Source organism: Candidatus Symbiopectobacterium sp. NZEC135 (assembly GCF_025962695.1).
The window spans coordinates 1-16,789 of the sequence record NZ_JAGFPF010000010.1 but is presented as its reverse complement, the minus strand read 5'-3'; the positions used below and the strand labels follow the sequence as shown (position 1 = coordinate 16,789).

At 54.4% G+C, this 16,789-nt stretch carries 14 protein-coding genes; 4 read left to right on the top strand and 10 right to left on the bottom strand.

Annotated features, from left to right (window positions below):
- Positions 1-34 precede the first annotated feature (34 nt).
- On the top strand, positions 35-1,519 hold the full coding sequence (putP, locus tag J5224_RS07935) for a sodium/proline symporter PutP (protein ID WP_264624849.1): 1,485 nt from the start codon (positions 35-37) through the stop codon (positions 1,517-1,519).
- A gap of 78 nt (positions 1,520-1,597) precedes the next feature.
- Here the strand turns inward: putP and ilvC are convergent, their stop codons facing one another.
- The gene (gene ilvC / locus J5224_RS07930) at positions 1,598-3,076 is read right to left on the bottom strand and encodes a ketol-acid reductoisomerase (RefSeq protein WP_264624848.1); all 1,479 of its coding nucleotides are present in this window, start codon (positions 3,074-3,076) and stop codon (positions 1,598-1,600) included.
- A 162-nt stretch (positions 3,077-3,238) separates the two neighbouring features.
- Here ilvC and ilvY point away from each other — a divergent pair, with 162 nt between their 5' ends.
- Positions 3,239-4,129, top strand: coding sequence for an HTH-type transcriptional activator IlvY (ilvY, locus tag J5224_RS07925; protein WP_264624847.1), 891 nt, complete (start codon positions 3,239-3,241; stop codon positions 4,127-4,129).
- A 4-nt stretch (positions 4,130-4,133) separates the two neighbouring features.
- Here the strand turns inward: ilvY and J5224_RS07920 are convergent, their stop codons facing one another.
- Positions 4,134-6,257, bottom strand: a complete 2,124-nt coding sequence (locus J5224_RS07920; protein ID WP_264624914.1) for a TonB-dependent siderophore receptor — start codon at positions 6,255-6,257, stop codon at positions 4,134-4,136.
- 624 nt (positions 6,258-6,881) lie between these two features.
- On the opposite strand from J5224_RS07920, the gene J5224_RS07915 reads away from it, so the two are divergent.
- Positions 6,882-7,652, top strand: a complete 771-nt coding sequence (locus J5224_RS07915) for a lysozyme inhibitor LprI family protein (protein WP_264624846.1) — start codon at positions 6,882-6,884, stop codon at positions 7,650-7,652.
- Here J5224_RS07915 and J5224_RS07910 read toward each other — a convergent pair.
- From J5224_RS07910 to J5224_RS07875, 8 genes are all read right to left on the bottom strand, one after another.
- Entirely contained in the window at positions 7,649-8,395 is a 747-nt protein-coding gene (locus tag J5224_RS07910; protein ID WP_264624913.1) for a DUF2461 domain-containing protein, read from the bottom strand. The two genes, J5224_RS07915 and J5224_RS07910, sit on opposite strands and share 4 nt — an antisense overlap.
- Before the next feature lie 80 nt (positions 8,396-8,475).
- A complete protein-coding gene (gene ilvA, locus J5224_RS07905) occupies positions 8,476-10,029 on the bottom strand; it encodes a threonine ammonia-lyase, biosynthetic (RefSeq protein WP_264624845.1) in 1,554 nt (517 codons plus the stop codon).
- Between the two features lie 5 nt (positions 10,030-10,034).
- Positions 10,035-11,885: a dihydroxy-acid dehydratase gene (ilvD, locus tag J5224_RS07900; RefSeq protein ID WP_264624844.1), complete on the bottom strand. Its 1,851-nt coding sequence runs from the start codon at positions 11,883-11,885 to the stop codon at positions 10,035-10,037.
- 113 nt (positions 11,886-11,998) lie between these two features.
- Positions 11,999-12,925: a branched-chain amino acid transaminase gene (locus tag J5224_RS07895; RefSeq protein WP_195314406.1), complete on the bottom strand. Its 927-nt coding sequence runs from the start codon at positions 12,923-12,925 to the stop codon at positions 11,999-12,001.
- Positions 12,926-12,948: 23 nt separating this feature from the next.
- Positions 12,949-13,206: an acetolactate synthase 2 small subunit gene (gene ilvM / locus J5224_RS07890; protein ID WP_264624843.1), complete on the bottom strand. Its 258-nt coding sequence runs from the start codon at positions 13,204-13,206 to the stop codon at positions 12,949-12,951.
- Between the two features lie 17 nt (positions 13,207-13,223).
- On the bottom strand, positions 13,224-14,873 hold the full coding sequence (ilvG, locus tag J5224_RS07885; RefSeq protein WP_264624842.1) for an acetolactate synthase 2 catalytic subunit: 1,650 nt from the start codon (positions 14,871-14,873) through the stop codon (positions 13,224-13,226).
- Positions 14,874-15,013: 140 nt separating this feature from the next.
- Complete coding sequence (locus tag J5224_RS07880) at positions 15,014-15,112, bottom strand: IlvGEDA operon leader peptide (protein ID WP_195314403.1); 99 nt, start codon at positions 15,110-15,112, stop codon at positions 15,014-15,016.
- Between the two features lie 167 nt (positions 15,113-15,279).
- Positions 15,280-16,254 (bottom strand): pentapeptide repeat-containing protein, encoded by a 975-nt coding sequence (locus tag J5224_RS07875; protein WP_264624841.1) that lies wholly within the window; start codon positions 16,252-16,254, stop codon positions 15,280-15,282.
- A 263-nt stretch (positions 16,255-16,517) separates the two neighbouring features.
- Here J5224_RS07875 and J5224_RS07870 point away from each other — a divergent pair.
- The coding region (locus J5224_RS07870) for a magnesium chelatase domain-containing protein (RefSeq protein ID WP_319802422.1) at positions 16,518-16,789 on the top strand (272 nt) is incomplete at its 3' end.

The following is a 16,789-nucleotide window of genomic DNA, read 5'->3' as shown; positions in this document are numbered from 1 at the left end:
CTTAGCATGATGGCGCTTTAACTTGGAGATTCTAATGACAATGAGTACACCCATGCTGGTGACCTTTCTGGTGTATATCTTCGGAATGGTCTTGATCGGCTTAGTCGCCTATCGCTCAACCACCACCCTTGGCGACTATATCCTCGGTGGACGCCGGATGGGCAGCGTGGTCACTGCACTTTCAGCGGGGGCTTCTGACATGAGCGGCTGGCTGCTAATGGGGCTGCCGGGCGCGATATTTATTTCCGGCATTTCTGAAAGCTGGATCGCTATCGGGCTGACTATTGGCGCTTACCTCAACTGGCGCTGGGTTGCCGGTCGTCTGCGCGTTCACACCGAAGTGAACCACAACGCGCTGACCTTGCCAGACTATTTCACACACCGTTTCGAAGACACCAGAAAAATCCTGAGAGTCATTTCTGCCTTGATTATTCTGGTGTTTTTTACCATTTACTGCGCTTCTGGCATCGTTGCCGGTGCCCGCTTATTCGAAAGCACCTTTGGCATGAGCTACGCCACCTCATTGTGGGCCGGAGCGGCCGCCACCATCGCCTATACCTTTATCGGTGGTTATCTGGCGGTCAGTTGGACGGATACGATACAGGCTACGCTGATGATTTTCGCGCTGATCCTGACACCGGTGATGGTGATTCTGGCACTGGATGGCATCGATACCTCTCTGTTGGTTATCGCAGCGAAAAACCCGGCTAATCTGGATATGTTTCGGGGATTGGATGTCGTCGCCATCATCTCTCTGATGGGCTGGGGCCTGGGATATTTTGGACAGCCGCACATTCTGGCGCGCTTTATGGCGGCGGATTCTCACCACACCATTCGCAGCGCACGTCGCATCAGCATGACTTGGATGATCCTGTGTCTCGCGGGTGCGGTGAGCGTGGGCTTCTTCGGTATCGCTTACTTCAGTAATCATCCAGAGCAAGCGGGCAATGTCACCAACAATGCCGAGCGGGTATTTATTGAGCTTTCCATGCTGCTGTTTAACCCGTGGATCGCCGGCGTGTTGCTTTCCGCTATTCTGGCAGCGGTAATGAGCACCCTGAGTTGCCAGTTGCTGGTCTGCTCCAGCGCCATTACCGAAGACTTGTACCGCCCCTTCTTCCGCCCTGGCGCTACGCAGCGCGAGCTGGTTTGGGTCGGCCGCGTGATGGTACTACTGATTGCCATCATTGCAATCGTGTTGGCCGCCAACCCGGCAAACCGCGTGTTGGGGCTGGTCAGCTACGCGTGGGCTGGTTTTGGGGCCGCGTTTGGTCCGGTGATCTTGATTTCCCTGCTGTGGCCGCGCATGACGCGCAATGGCGCGTTGGTAGGCATGCTGGTGGGGGCAGCGACAGTCATTATTTGGAAACAGTATGCCTGGTTTAATCTGTATGAAATCATCCCCGGCTTCATCTTTGCGAGTTTAGCGATCTTTATTGTCAGCCTAAAAGGACGCGTACCGTCCGATGCGGTGATTAAACGCTTCCACGCCGCAGAAGCCCAGTTCCAGAGCCGTTAAGGAACGAGGTGTTTCACGCATAAAAAAGGCGCAACCTAGGTTGCGCCTTTTTTCATTAACGGTGTAATGCGTTTATTCTTAGCCTGCAACCGCAATGCGTTTCATGTCTTTCATGTAGCCACGCAGTTTCTGACCCACCGCTTCGATCGGGTGATTGCGGATCGCGTCATTGACGTCGCGCAGTTGCGCATTGTCCACGCTGGTGGCTGCCACTGGCTTACCGATATCGCCCGCTTGCAGGGATGCCATAAATGCCTGTTTCAGCAACGGCACAGCGGCATTCGCGAACAGGTAGTTACCGTATTCAGCGGTATCAGAGATAACCACGTTCATTTCATACAGACGCTTACGTGCAATGGTGTTCGCAATCAGCGGCAGTTCGTGCAGCGATTCGTAGTACGCGGATTCTTCGATGATGCCCGCGCTTACCATGGTTTCAAACGCCAGTTCTACACCGGCTTTAACCATAGCAATCATCAGCACGCCGTGGTCAAAATATTCTTGCTCTGCGATTTTACCGTCGAACTGCGGGGCATTTTCAAACGCGGATTTACCGGTTTCTTCACGCCAGGTCAGCAGTTTAATGTCGTCATTGGCCCAGTCTTCCATCATGCCGCCGGAGAACGCACCGGAGATGATATCGTCCATGTGTTTCTGGAACAGCGGAGCCATGATGGTTTTCAACTGCTCAGACAGCGCGTAAGCACGCAGTTTTGCTGGGTTAGACAGACGATCCATCATCAGCGTAATGCCGCCTTGCTTCAGCGCTTCGGTAATGGTTTCCCAGCCGAACTGAATCAGTTTTTCCGCATAGGCAGGATCGGTGCCTTCAGCAACCAGTTTGTCAAAGCTCAGCAAAGAACCGGCCTGCAACATACCGCACAGGATAGTCTGCTCGCCCATCAGGTCTGATTTCACTTCGGCAACGAAAGAAGATTGCAACACGCCCGCACGGTGACCACCGGTGGCGGCTGCCCAGGCTTTGGCGATCGCCATACCTTCACCTTTCGGATCGTTTTCCGGGTGAACCGCGATCAGCGTCGGAACGCCAAAGCCGCGTTTGTACTCTTCACGCACTTCGGTGCCCGGACATTTCGGCGCCACCATCACCACGGTGATGTCTTTACGGATCTGCTCACCCACTTCAACGATGTTGAAGCCGTGAGAGTAACCCAGCGATGCGCCCTGCTTCATCAGCGGTTGAACAGCCTGAACCACAGCAGAGTGCTGTTTGTCTGGCGTCAGGTTCACCACCAGATCCGCCTGCGGGATCAGGTCTTCATAGGTGCCGACCTTAAAGCCGTTTTCTGTCGCTTTACGCCATGACGCACGTTTTTCCGCGATAGCTTCTGCACGCAGCGCATAGGCGATATCCAGCCCGGAATCACGCATATTCAAACCCTGGTTCAGCCCTTGCGCGCCGCAACCGACGATCACCACTTTTTTGCCTTTCAGGTAGTTCGCTTCGTCTGCGAATTCTTCACGTCCCATGAAACGACATACACCCAATTGCGCCAACTGCTGACGCAGGTTCAAAGTGTTGAAATAGTTAGCCATGCACAACTCCGTTTAATCTGTTAATTGCGAGTGTTCAGAAGAGGTTTCCTGTCAGGGAAGCCTGAATGCCCTCATGATATGACAGGAAAAGTATTGCTTAAATTGATATATTAACAAGATGACATTGCAATAACTGCAAGACGAAAATGAGGCCGTGCGCACATGGATTTACGAGATTTAAAACTGTTTCTGCATCTGTGTGACAGCCGCCATTTCGGGCGCACCGCCAAAGCCATGCACCTGAGTCCGTCAACCTTGTCACGCCAAATCCAACGACTGGAAGAGGATGTCGGGCAAACCCTGTTTTTGCGTGATAACCGCACGGTGCAACTGACCGATGCCGGTGAGCAATTGAAACAGTTTGCTCAGCAAACGCTGCTGCACTATGAACAATTGCGCCACGCCATTGGGCAACGCGGGCCGTCATTGAGCGGTGAGCTACGCATTTTCTGTTCCGTGACCGCCGCCTATAGCCATCTACCGCCGATCCTCGATCGTTTTCGCGCCCAGCATCCGCTGGTGGAAATCAAGCTGACAACCGGCGATGCCGCCGATGCGGTGGAAAAAGTGCAGTCCAATGAAGCCGATCTCGGCATTGCGGGCCATCCTGAAACCTTGCCCACCACCATCGATTTTATGCCCATCGGGAAGATCCCTCTGGTACTGATTGCCCCGGCGCTGGCATCACCGGTGCAGTCGATGGTGCGGCAACCCAATCCAGACTGGGCACAGATTCCGTTTATTTTGCCCGAGCACGGCCCGGTGCGAAAACGTATTGATGTCTGGTTCCGTCGTCACCACATCGCCAATCCGCTGATTTACGCCACCGTGTCCGGACATGAAGCGATGGTGTCGATGGTGGCACTCGGCTGCGGTATCTCGCTGATCCCGGACGTAGTGCTGGAAAACAGCCCGGAGCCAGTGCGCAACCGCGTTTCGGTATTGTTGGAACAAGCGATGGAACCGTTTGAACTCGGCGTATGCGTACAGAAAAAGCGGCTCAGTGAGCCACTGATTGCCGCGTTTTGGCATATCTTGCAGGACAATGTTTGAGGGGTTACCAGCGGTAGTTAACCGTCGCGATAATCGAGCGTCCAACGCCATAGAAGCAGGCTTCGTGATTACTGCACGAGGCCACATAGTGCTTATCGGTCAGGTTGTTAACATTGACCTGCAACACCGCACCTTTCCACTGCGACGAGGCTGCGCCCAAATCATAACTCACCATCGCGTCATACAGGATGTAGTGCGGCACGCTGAAACTCCCCTTGTTATCGCCATAGCTGCTGCCGATGTAACGCACACCGGTTCCCACCGTCAGCCCGGCCAGCGGGCCGTGGTGAACGACGTAATTGCCCCAGGCGGAGGCCATATGGCGTGGTGTCGCCGCTGGCCTGTTCCCTGCTGGCGAGCTCGCATTGATGCTCTCTTTGGTCTCCGCCTCCGTATAACTGTACGCCGACATCAGGCTCAGTGCGGGTGTGAGTTGGGTATGGAGTTCCGCTTCAGCCCCCCGTGATTCGACTTTGCCAATTTGCTCGTTGAACTTGAGTTTGCTGTTCCACGACGTGATGTTTTTCTGCGTAATGTCAAACAACGCTAGTGTTAACAAGGTGTCACGCCCCACTGGCTGAAACTTTATCCCCACTTCTGTTTGCTCACCGGTTGTGGGTTTGAAGGGGGCCGAGCCCGGAATACCGCTGTCCAGGTTGGGTTCAAACGAGGTGCTGTAGCTGATATAGGGTGAAAAACCATTCTCAAACGCATACAGCAGCGCCGCACGACCGGTAAAATCATCATCGTTCGACTGCCTTTTGGCATTGTTGAGCGTACTCTCGTAGGTGCGAATTTCTGTCCAATCGTGACGCCCAGAGAGCAGCAGGTTCCACTGCTGCCATACCGCCTGATCCTGCACATAGAGCCCTACCTGATCGAGCGTTTTCAACGCGCCGCGTACCAAGGGCAAGTCGCTGTCGTTTTCCAGATAAGTCCCACCATAGTGAGGGTGAGCCCAATCAAAATCGTACTGACTTCCGCTATTGAGCCACAAATGCGCGTCACGCTTTTGCCAGATGTAATCCAACCCGGTCAGCAAGGTATGGTTCACCGCGCTAGTGATGAAACGTGCTTTCAATTGGGTGTCGATCCCCAATTCATCAGCATCTATTTTTTCGCGCTGCTGGTTACGCGTTAGCGTCGTATCCGTGGCGCCGCCACCGGTGCTATAAACCAGAGATTTATAGTTATCCAGCAGTTGTGAGTAGCGCAGATTCTGTTGAACAGAAATATCCCGGTTAAAGGCGTGCTCAAAAATATAACCAAACGCTATCTGCTCACGCGTTGAGTGATGGTAATTCGGATCGCTGACATTCAGCGAGTAAGGAATATACCCAGCGTCGGTGGCAAACACCGTGCCGTGAGCGGGCAGGAAGTTACGAAAACCCGCCTCAGGATCGTATTGGTAACGGGTCAGTAAGGTCAGACTGGTATCGGCATTGGGCAACCACGTCAACGCCGGGGCAATCGCCATGCGTTGTTGTCTGGCATCTTTAACAACTTGCTGACGGATATTGGCTATTCCGTTCAAGCGGTATAACAGTGCGCTGTCATCGCTCAGCACGCCGCCAACATCAAACGCGGCCTCACCAAAGCGTTGGTTACCCGCGCTAAGCTGCACGTGTCGAATCTTTTCTGCCGTGGGGCGTTTGCTGGTCATAATGACCGTACCGCCAGGTTCGACCTGACCATACATGACAGACGCCGGGCCACGAATCAATTCTACGCGTTCCAATAACCAGGGATCGATCTTTCCAATACCTGCACCTTGCCCAATTAGACCAAAACTCAACCCATCCAGAAATTTGGGCGCATAGCGAAAACCACGCACGATGGTTTCATCATTGCGGTTAGAGGAGCCTCGGTAATTTGGAAGCACGCCGGCAGAGTAATTAAACGCATCGGCGACGGAACTCACCCGCTGCGTGTCCATTTGTGCACGTGTAACCACCGAAATCGACTGTGGCGTCTTTACCAGCGGCGTTTGTGTTTTCGTACCGGCGGTACTCTGTTTCGCTAGTATTCTACCGGCAGGGAGCGCGGTATTTTGCTCATCCTGCGCAATGACCACCATCACGTCGGCGCTGCGGGTTACCGTTTCAGCGGCCAGCCCTGGCGCCGCCATCAAGAGTGATAATGCAACACTCAGTGCCGTGACATAACCGAAAAACAACCACCCAATAAGGTAAGATTTCCTTTTATTTTCAGACACAAAACCATCCTTCACAGCAACACTCTTTTTATGCATTACCCATCAGCCAAGGTCTCCGTGGCTGATAATGCAAAAAAAAAAGACTATTTCAAATGCAAACTCGTCTCAATCGCATTTATGCAATTGCATTAATTTTTCTCACTTTGCATTTAACATTGCGTTGTAAAAAAGAAAGGGATTCACCGTGGAGATGTTCCATCGTTACAGCCTTGCCGTCACGAATCTGCTCCCGATTCCCGGTGAACGTGAACCGCGAGACATGTCACATTCGCGAAAAATGCCACGGGACGCACTTGATGAGACAGAATCACTCGGGCCAACACCCGATATAATGAGTGGGTAGCTTAACGTTACTCCCGCGCTGCGAATATCAGTTTTCAATTCTGGACAGGCCGCTAGGTTGTTAACACATAGGCCAACAGGAAGAGATTGCGTTGAACGGTCACGGCACGCTACGTTGGTGCTCTGGACTGGCGGAGCAGCGCAGATGGCTGTATAACAAACACTAATTGCTCAAGGAATGAAACAGGATCCCCTATGAAGCTCTCTGTGTTCTCTGCCGTGGCGGCATTGGCGGCTTGCGCGTTTGTGCCTCATGCACAGGCGGTCTCGTTCGATTGTGCCAATGCCACCAGCGCGCAGGAAAAGCAGATTTGCCAAAGCCCTCTGCTCGGTCAGTTGGATGATGAAATGGCGCAGGAGTGGAAGACCGCACGATCGGCGCTGACCACCTATACGCAGAGTCAGCCCTTTGAACAGGCATTAAACCTGTTTCAGCGCAGTTGGCTCACCACGCGTAACCAATGCCAGGATGAGGATTGCCTGCGCCAGCGCTATCAGCAGCAGCTTAACCGACTGCGCTACCTCAATCAGGTGGCCCAGCACGCGTTACCGACGCCTATTACCCCAATCAAAACCATCGGGTGCTTCCATGGGGCGTTCAGCTACGAGGATTACTTGCAGGATCTCACTAAGGAAGAGTACGACAACCTCGGCAGCTATTTTCAGGAAATGTACGACCAGAAAGCCCCCTACAATGCGGTCGGTTTGGACATGACGCAGGAAAAAGGGAAAATCAGCGGCAACATTTCCGTTGCGTTTCGCTACGCTAACCGGTTGGATGACGGCGAGTTTACCGCCCGCCAGATGAGCGATACGCAGGCTATTGGCCGCCGGGAAAGCAGCTTTGGCGGCACCACCAAGATCCTGTTTACCTGCGTGAGCGATGACGAAATTCGCATCTCGACGTTCGATACGCAGGGCGAAAGCTACCTGTTCAACATGGTGATGACGCGGCAAAAACCCTAACGTTCAAAACGCGCTGACGCCGGGAAGCTCGACCAGCTTCCCTCCTCTTGTTCAGGCGTCAGCCGCTTCATGCTCTCAATGCCCATCAGATAGCGATACAGCGGCTCCAGTTGGCGAAAACCCTGTGCCAGCGTAGTGACCAAATCAGCAGAAAACAACGCGTCCATATCTTGCCGCGTGGTCATGGCAGCGAAAGATTTACGGTTGTACCAGGTCGCCAATTCGGCTGGCTGATCCTTGAGAAGCGGGCGTTTATAACTTTCGCCTTCCAAGGTAAACGTAGGCGCCAGACACGTCGCCATTGCCAAAAAGGCCTGCGGGCTGTCGCGCAGCGTCTGGCGAAACAGCTCCATGGTATCGCGCGTGGCGCTGTAATACCCCAAGCCATAGCGCCAGAAATCCGGGCCAATTTCAAAAAAGTACACCGGCGCGTCCGTCCAGTCTTTACGCGGGCGTTTAAACGTCAGCCACATCTGGCTGCGGTAGCGGGATTTATCGTGAGAAAAGCGGGTATCGCGATGAATACGCGACAGGGTTTTACCAATAGCGGGACGAATTTCAAACTGATCGTCGATCGGTAGCATCGTCAGGCTCAAATCATCGACCAACGCGCGAAACGGGGCAACCAGCGTCTCATCGTATATTGCGCGGTTGTCGTCAAACCACTCTTTGCTATTTTCCTGCCGAACCTGTTGAAGAAAAGTCAGGCTCTGCTGCGAGAAACCGGTGAACGTTGTCATGATGGTCTGCCATTGCTAATCCCTTGAATGGCAACCACGATAGCGCGCCCGGCGGTGAAATTCCACCGTCGGGCACACTGACATTACGCCGCGTTACCGGCCAGGAAGAAACGAAACGCCGGATTTTGGGTTTCGTCGTGGCACTCGTAGCCCAGCGCCTGCAAGCGTTGCTCAAACTCCGGATCGCGCTCGGTCACTTCGAACGCCGCCAGCACGCGACCAAAATCGGTGCCGTGGCTACGATAGTGGAACAGCGAGATGTTCCAGTGCGTGCCGAGCGTGTGCAGGAACTTCAGCAGCGCGCCGGGAGATTCCGGAAACTCGAAGCTGTAAAGCTGTTCCCGCAATGGCTTGGAAGGACGTCCGCCGACCATGTAACGCACATGGAGCTTCGCCATTTCATCATCGGAGAGATCGACCACCTGGTAACCGCCTGCGGAGAGCTCTGCAATAATCTCATCCCGCTCCGCATGACCACGCGTCAAACGCACCCCTACGAAAATGCAGGCGTCCTTGTCATCAGCGTAGCGATAGTTGAACTCGGTCACCGAGCGACCACCCAGCAGTTGGCAAAAGGTCAAAAAGCTGCCCTTGCGTTCAGGGATGGTTACCGCCAGCAATGCCTCACGCTGTTCACCCAGTTCACAGCGTTCGGAAACGTAGCGCAGGCCGTGGAAGTTGACGTTGGCACCCGACAGAATATGCGCCAGCCGTTCCCCCCGAATGCCGTGCTGTTGGATATATTTCTTCATCCCCGCCAGTGCCAGTGCACCAGACGGCTCTGCTATCGCGCGCACATCTTCAAAGATATCCTTCAGCGCGGCACAAATCGCATCGCTGTCCACGGTGATGACATCGTCCAGATATTCCCGGCACAGGCGGAAGGTTTCATCGCCAATACGCTTGACCGCCACGCCTTCGGCGAACAGTCCAACGCGCGGCAAATCTACCGGGTGTCCAGCATCCAATGCCGCACGCAGGCACGCCGAATCTTCCGCCTCAACGCCGATCACTTTGATCTGCGGCATCAGTTGTTTGATCAACACCGCCACGCCGGCTGCCAAACCACCGCCACCAACCGGCACAAACACGCGATCGAGATGCGCATCCTGCTGCAACAGCTCCATCGCCAGCGTTCCCTGCCCAGCAATCACAGCCGGGTGATCGAACGGCGGAATGAAGGTCATGTGCTGCTCTTGCGACAGCGCAATCGCACGGGCCTTGGCTTCATCAAAATTGGCACCGTGCAGCAACACTTCACCGCCAAAACCGCGTACCGCATCCACTTTGATATCCGCAGTGGCGACCGGCATGACGATCAACGCCTTGATGCCGAGCTTGCTGGCCGAAAGCGCCACACCCTGTGCGTGGTTACCGGCGGAAGCCGTTATCACACCGTGCGCTTTCTGCGCCTCGGTCAGGGTTGCCAGCATGGCATAGGCACCACGCAGTTTAAAACTGTGTACTGGCTGGCGATCTTCTCGCTTCACCACAATGGTGTTGCCGAGACGCGCCGAGAGTTTATCCATCGGCTGAAGCGGCGTTACCTGCGCTACTTCATAGACCGGCGCACGCAACACCGCACGCAAATACTCCGCGCCGCACGGAGCGTCAGGGAGAGGGAGTGATACCGCCATTGTCCTTAGCCTCCCAGCTTGCTCTTATCGCGTACCGCACCTTGGTCCGCGCTGGTTGCCAGACTGGCGTAAGCACGCAAGGCAAAGGACACCTGACGCTGACGATTTTTCGGCGTAAAGGCCGCATCGCCGCGTGCCAGCTGCGCATCGTGACGGCGTGCCAGTTCATCTTCCGCCACCACCAGTTCAATGGTGCGGTTAGGAATATCGATGGCAATGATGTCACCCTCTTCCACCAGCCCGATGGTGCCACCACTGGCCGCTTCAGGCGAAGCATGGCCAATGGAAAGCCCGGAGGTGCCGCCGGAGAAACGACCATCAGTGATCAACGCACAGGCTTTACCCAATCCCATAGATTTCAGGAAGCTGGTCGGGTAGAGCATCTCTTGCATGCCCGGCCCGCCTTTCGGCCCTTCGTAACGGATAACCACAACATCACCCGCGACCACCTTGCTACCCAGAATGGCTTCTACCGCATCATCCTGAGATTCGTACACTTTGGCCGGACCGCGGAACACCAGACTGCCGTCATCCACACCCGCCGTTTTTACGATACAGCCTTTTTCCGCGATGTTACCGTACAGCACCGCCAAACCGCCTTCCTGGCTGTAGGCGTGCTCACGTGCACGGATACAGCCGTGCTCACGATCGGTGTCCAATGATTCCCAACGGCAATCCTGTGAGAACGCCTGCGTGGTGCGAATACCCGCCGGCCCTGCGGAGAACATGCTTTTCACCGCGTCATCCTTGGTCAGCATCACGTCGTAGGCATTCAGCGTTTCCGTCAGGCTCTTGCCCAGCACGTTACACACATCGCGGTTCAGCAATCCGGCGCGATCCAACTCGCCCAGAATACCGATCACCCCACCCGCACGGTGTACGTCTTCCATGTGGTATTTCTGTGTGCTCGGTGCCACTTTGCACAACTGCGGCACACGGCGTGACAGACGATCGATGTCGTCCATGGTGAAATCCACTTCGGCTTCCTGCGCGGAGGCCAGCAAGTGCAGAACAGTGTTGGTCGAGCCGCCCATGGCGATATCCAGCGTCATGGCGTTTTCAAATGCCGCCTTGGTGGCGATATTACGCGGCAGTGCGCTGGCATCATCCTGCTCGTAGTAGCGTTTGGTCAGTTCAACGATACGCGTACCCGCATTCAAAAACAATTGCTTACGATCGGCATGGGTAGCCAGCAGCGAGCCATTGCCCGGCTGCGACAGGCCCAGCGCTTCCGTCAGGCAGTTCATCGAGTTTGCGGTAAACATGCCGGAACAGGAACCGCAGGTCGGGCAAGCGGAACGTTCGATCTGATCGCTATCGGCATCGCTGACGTTCGGGTTAGCGCCCTGGATCATGGCATCCACCAAGTCCAGTTTGATCAGTTGGTTAGAGAGCTTGGTTTTCCCGGCTTCCATCGGACCGCCGGAAACAAAGATCACCGGGATATTCAGGCGCAACGACGCCATCAGCATTCCGGGGGTGATCTTATCGCAGTTGGAAATGCACACCATCGCATCGGCGCAGTGGGCATTGACCATGTATTCGACCGAATCGGCAATCAGCTCACGTGATGGCAAGGAGTAGAGCATGCCACCGTGCCCCATCGCGATGCCATCATCCACCGCAATGGTGTTGAACTCTTTGGCCACGCCGCCAGCGGCTTCGATTTGCTCCGCCACCAGTTTGCCCAGATCGCGCAAGTGCACGTGACCCGGAACGAATTGTGTGAACGAGTTGACCACGGCGATGATCGGCTTGCCGAAATCGGCATCGGTCATTCCGGTGGCACGCCACAGGGCGCGCGCACCTGCCATGTTACGGCCATGCGTGGTTGTGGCTGAACGGTACTTAGGCATACTCTGTTACTCCAGTGTGTGTTTCATCCCCTTTCCTGCTCCCGTTCAGCGGCGACTGGCGTCTTGGGTTCGTGAAGCAAGGGAAAGGGGTGTATTAATCTTTCTTGTTACGATTACGGGTTAACCTGATCTAACCAGCCCCATTTGTCTTCGGTTTCGCCGGTAAACAGGCCGAAGAACGCTTTTTGTAGTTGTTTGGTGACCGGGCCACAACGGCCAATGCCGACCTGAATACCGTCCACGCTGCGCACCGGCGTGATTTCCGCGGCAGTGCCGGACATAAAGACTTCATCCGCCAGATAGAGCGATTCACGCGACAGCACCTGCTCACGCACTTCCAGCCCCAGGCTCTGCGCCAGTTTGATGATGGCGTCGCGGGTGATACCCGGCAGCGCTGATGAGGTGAACGGCGGAGTGAACAACACGCCATCTTTCACTTCAAACAGGTTTTCGCCTGCACCTTCAGACACATAGCCGTTGACGTCCAGTGCAATCCCTTCCTGATAACCGTGGCGGCGCGCTTCGCTGCCCACCAGCAGAGAGGAAAGGTAGTTACCGCCCGCTTTTGCGGCCGTCGGAATGGTGTTGGCTGCCACACGATTCCAGGAGGACACCATGGCATCAATCCCCTGATCCAGTGCGTCTTCGCCCAGATACGCGCCCCAGGGAAATGCCGCAATGATGACATCCGTGACGTAACCTTCCGGCGGATTCACGCCCATGCCAACGTCGCCAACGAACACCAGCGGACGAATATAGGCGCTTTTCAGGTCATTTTTACGTAGCGTTGCGCGGCAGGCTTCCATGAGATCATCCACGCTGTACTGCACCGGCATACGATAAATTTTAGCGGAGTCGTGCAGGCGACGCATATGTTCACGGTGACGGAATACCACCGGGCCTTTGTGAGAATCGTAACAGCGCACCCCTTCAAACACCGACGTACCGTAATGCAGTGCATGGGACATCACGTGTACTTTGGCTTCCGCCCACGGCACCATCTCACCATTGAACCAAATATAATCTGCTTTGCTCGTCATTCTCTTTATCCTTTCTAGGGCCTTCAGGCACGTATTTGTTGTGATGCGTGGGGTTGTATTTCAACACAAGCGATATCAAGCAGCTTGCTTAACTGTGTTGACAATAAATCCACCGGCCGTTGGCTGGCAACGGTCAATTCGATATTGATGTGGTCCGGGTTGGCGGCCGTCATCATGTTCATGGCACACACCCGGAAACCGCGGTGGCGTACCACACGCAGCACGCGCTCCAGCATTTCGGGACGAAAGCGAGCCTGTATGGAAAGTTGATGGTGCGTCATTCTCTGTTCTCCTGCCATTATTCGGTACGTTCCAGCATGGTTTCATTCCCGGCGCCCGGTGGAACCAGCGGCCAGACGTTTTCCAGTTCATCGATAGAGACATGCAGCAAATACGGCCCATCACTGCTCAACAGGGCATCCAGCGCGGCATCGATCTGATCTTTTCGGGTTATGCGTTGCCCTGGAATACCAAATGCGCTTGCCAGGGTCAGAAAATCGGGGTTATCGGAGAGGTTGGTTTCGCTATAACGTTCATTGAAGAACAACTGCTGCCACTGTCGCACCATGCCTAACCGTTGGTTATCCAGCAGCACGATTTTTATCGGCAACTGTTTTCGTTTGATGGTGCCCAACTCTTGCACGTTCATCATGAAAGAGCCGTCACCGGAAATACACACCACGGTATCTTCAGGGCGGGCTACCTGCGCGCCTACCGCCGCGGGCAAACCAAAGCCCATGGTACCTAACCCGCTGGAGGTGATGAAATTTTCCGGGCGGGAAAAACGCATGTGCTGTGCGGCCCACATCTGGTGCTGACCGACATCGGTGGTGATCACGGTTTCCGCCGGTTTGCGTTCAGACAGGGTTTTTAACAGCGCGGGCGCATAGATGGCTTCACCCGGATGATCGTAGCGCCACGGGTATTCGGCTTTCAGCGCAACCACCTCTTGACGCCAGGCGTCAATCGCCAGCGGCTGAGCCAATGCAGGCAACAGCGTGTTCAAATCCCCCGGCAGCGCCACGTTGGCCTGACGCAATTTACTCAGCTCAGCCGGATCGATATCCAGATGGATAACCGCTGCATGCGGTGCAAACGCATTCAGTTTACCCGTCACGCGATCGTCAAAACGCGCACCGACGGCAATCAGCAAATCACACGCCTGCACCGACAGGTTGGCCGCTTTAGTGCCATGCATGCCCAGCATGCCAAGGTAGTGCGGATGCTCGGCATCAACGGCACCCAATCCTTTCAGCGTCACAACGGAGGGAATGCCCGTCTCGGCAATGAACGCACGCAGAGCAGGCACCGCCTGTGCCATGCCCACACCGCCGCCAGCGTATAACATCGGTTTTTTCGCCGCCGCCAGCATAGCACGCGCTTGCTCGATGGCCTGCTCGGGGAAATTCGGCTGGCTGTCATCGACGGGCGTAAACTGCGGGGCTACCTCACTGGTGGCCAACTGAATGTCTTTTGGGATATCCACCAGCACCGGGCCGGGACGGCCGCTGCTGGCGATAGCGAAGGCTTCCGCCATGATCTCCGGCAGCGACTCCAGCGAATCGACCAGGAAGCTGTGTTTGGTACAGGCCAGCGACAGACCCAGCACATCGATTTCCTGAAAGGCATCAGTACCGATCAGCGGTGAAGCTACCTGACCGGTGATCGCCACAACGGGTACTGAATCCAGCAGCGCATCCGCCAACCCGGTGATCAGGTTAGTGGCACCGGGGCCAGAGGTGGCAATACACACGCCCACCTTGCCGGTCGCGCGGGCATAACCGAGCGCCGCCATGGCAGCGCCTTGTTCATGGCGGCACAACAGGTGCTCAACGCCGCCGTCGTAGAGTGCATCGTAAACTGGCATGATCGCGCCACCCGGATAACCAAACACGGTATCGACACCTTGCGCCCGCAACGCTTGCACCACCCATTGAGCCCCATTCATAGTTTATTTCCCCGACGCTGCCGGGGAGAAACAGGATTTTATGCTGTAAGACATACTCCACTCCCTTCTGTAGTTTTTACCGCCCAACAAAAAACCCCCGACCTTACGGTGCGGGGGTTTTTTGAATTACGGCTTGATTTTTAAGCCATTCTTCGTCTCAGCGACGCCCCGCACGGTGGGTTAATAATCACCACCACGCTAATAATGACTAGGCTAATCACGAGGGAGAACGCTTTCATAAATGGTTTGTTCTGTCATCACTGTCGAACGAATACCTACAGAGTTACCACAGACTTAGCGACAATGACAATGTTTTTTTTCTACAACAAGGCAGGAAACCATCGAAATATAATTAATAAATTCTTATTAATCATATTGATATATTTATTTTTTCATATTGTGCTTTTTATTGATACGGTCGCATTGTCGCGCTCTCCCATTCCTGAACCTCCTCGGAAATATCAGCAATGACATTTGTTTCTGCCATGTTTAAGCGTGCCATTGAAAGATTACTGCCACTGAACAGGTTTTTATGCATCCTCACGCCAGACAAATCAGCACCCGCGAGATCGCTACCCGAAAAATCAGCGGCAGTGATGCTCGCATTGCGAAGGTCTGCCCCCGGCAAAACGCTATCTCGGAGATCGGCATACGGTAGTGTTGCATGCTGTAATTTTACGCCAGATAAAATGGCACCTTGCATGAATACCCCTGGCATTATTGCTCCTTCAAGCGTAGCGCCGGACAAGTTTGCTTTTTCCATATGGGTATTTGAAAGCCTGGCTCCCGCCAAATTAGCACCCGGCAACATTGCATGCTGCAATTGGGCTAATCGGAGGTCGGCACCCGATAAATCGGCACCAGAGAGATTTGCCCCCTGCAAATCGGCATTGTAGAGATCAACGCCGGCAAGCCTCGCGCCTGACAGCTCTTCTCCACGCAAATTCATGGCCCCCTTTTCGGTTAATAAGAACGTGGAGAGTGGAAGCTGATGTTCAGTGCGAAAGCGGATAGCCCTGCAAACGTTATGGTATGTCAGCGAAGAAATCTTGGCGGAAACGCAGCTTTTTCTGTCTTTTACCACCACAGACACATCTCCCGCAGGATTATTCCTGCCGGCCATATTGAAAATGACCGAATACCTCTCGACATCAACAACTAATGTTTCAGTGCTTTCATCTGCTTTCTTTAAAGCATCCGCCATGGCAAGTAAAAACTGGTCATATTCTTTTTTCTTTCTCTCATGCAAATAACCAAAGCTAAATAAATCAAAAATATATTCCAATAGACTCTGGGGAGAAGTGACATCCTCCATGTAACTACGGGTTCCTACTCCGATCGTCGCCACCGCCATCCGCGATGCTTGATCAATATTTGGCATTGACTTCTCCTTATCTCAATGTGGCACAGGGTTCGTCTAATGATTACTGTTTTACAGGTAATGTATGTCAGGTGAACGCCCTTTATAAATGACCGAGACGCAACGCATATTGATGCTGCAAAAAAAACGTCAGGGTCTTCCATTGCAAATGCAACCATCTGTATGGCGGTAATTTCTCTGCTGGGCGCTGCGCATTCATTCAATCCCTCTCTGCCACTTTTCCGCTCGATAACGCACGCTTTCAAGAAAATCAGGAGAAAGCGATGACGTTAGCCATTACCTATACGCGCGCAATGATTGGTATTCAGGCCCCCTGCGTGACAATTGAAGCCCATATCAGCAATGGTTTACCCGCGCTGACGCTGGTTGGCCTGCCGGAAACCACGGTTAAGGAAGCACGGGACCGGGTGCGCAGCGCTCTGCTCAATGCCGGGTTTACCTTTCCCGCCAAGCGGATCACCGTCAATCTCGCCCCGGCGGATCTGCCCAAGGAGGGCGGGCGCTACGATCTGCCCATCGCACTATCGATTCTGGC

Excerpts from the sequence above, each read along its gene's own strand:
- putP (WP_264624849.1), top strand. The coding sequence starts at position 35 with ATGACAATGAGTACACCCATGCTGGTGACCTTTCTGGTGTATATCTTC.
- ilvA (WP_264624845.1), bottom strand. The coding sequence starts at position 10,029 with ATGGCGGTATCACTCCCTCTCCCTGACGCTCCGTGCGGCGCGGAGTAT.
- ilvC (WP_264624848.1), bottom strand. The coding sequence starts at position 3,076 with ATGGCTAACTATTTCAACACTTTGAACCTGCGTCAGCAGTTGGCGCAA.
- ilvD (WP_264624844.1), bottom strand. The coding sequence starts at position 11,885 with ATGCCTAAGTACCGTTCAGCCACAACCACGCATGGCCGTAACATGGCA.
- ilvM (WP_264624843.1), bottom strand. The coding sequence starts at position 13,206 with ATGACGCACCATCAACTTTCCATACAGGCTCGCTTTCGTCCCGAAATG.
- J5224_RS07875 (WP_264624841.1), bottom strand. The coding sequence starts at position 16,254 with ATGCCAAATATTGATCAAGCATCGCGGATGGCGGTGGCGACGATCGGA.
- J5224_RS07880 (WP_195314403.1), bottom strand. The coding sequence starts at position 15,112 with ATGAAAGCGTTCTCCCTCGTGATTAGCCTAGTCATTATTAGCGTGGTG.
- ilvG (WP_264624842.1), bottom strand. The coding sequence starts at position 14,873 with ATGAATGGGGCTCAATGGGTGGTGCAAGCGTTGCGGGCGCAAGGTGTC.
- J5224_RS07915 (WP_264624846.1), top strand. The coding sequence starts at position 6,882 with ATGAAGCTCTCTGTGTTCTCTGCCGTGGCGGCATTGGCGGCTTGCGCG.
- ilvY (WP_264624847.1), top strand. The coding sequence starts at position 3,239 with ATGGATTTACGAGATTTAAAACTGTTTCTGCATCTGTGTGACAGCCGC.
- J5224_RS07920 (WP_264624914.1), bottom strand. The coding sequence starts at position 6,257 with ATGGCGGCGCCAGGGCTGGCCGCTGAAACGGTAACCCGCAGCGCCGAC.
- J5224_RS07895 (WP_195314406.1), bottom strand. The coding sequence starts at position 12,925 with ATGACGAGCAAAGCAGATTATATTTGGTTCAATGGTGAGATGGTGCCG.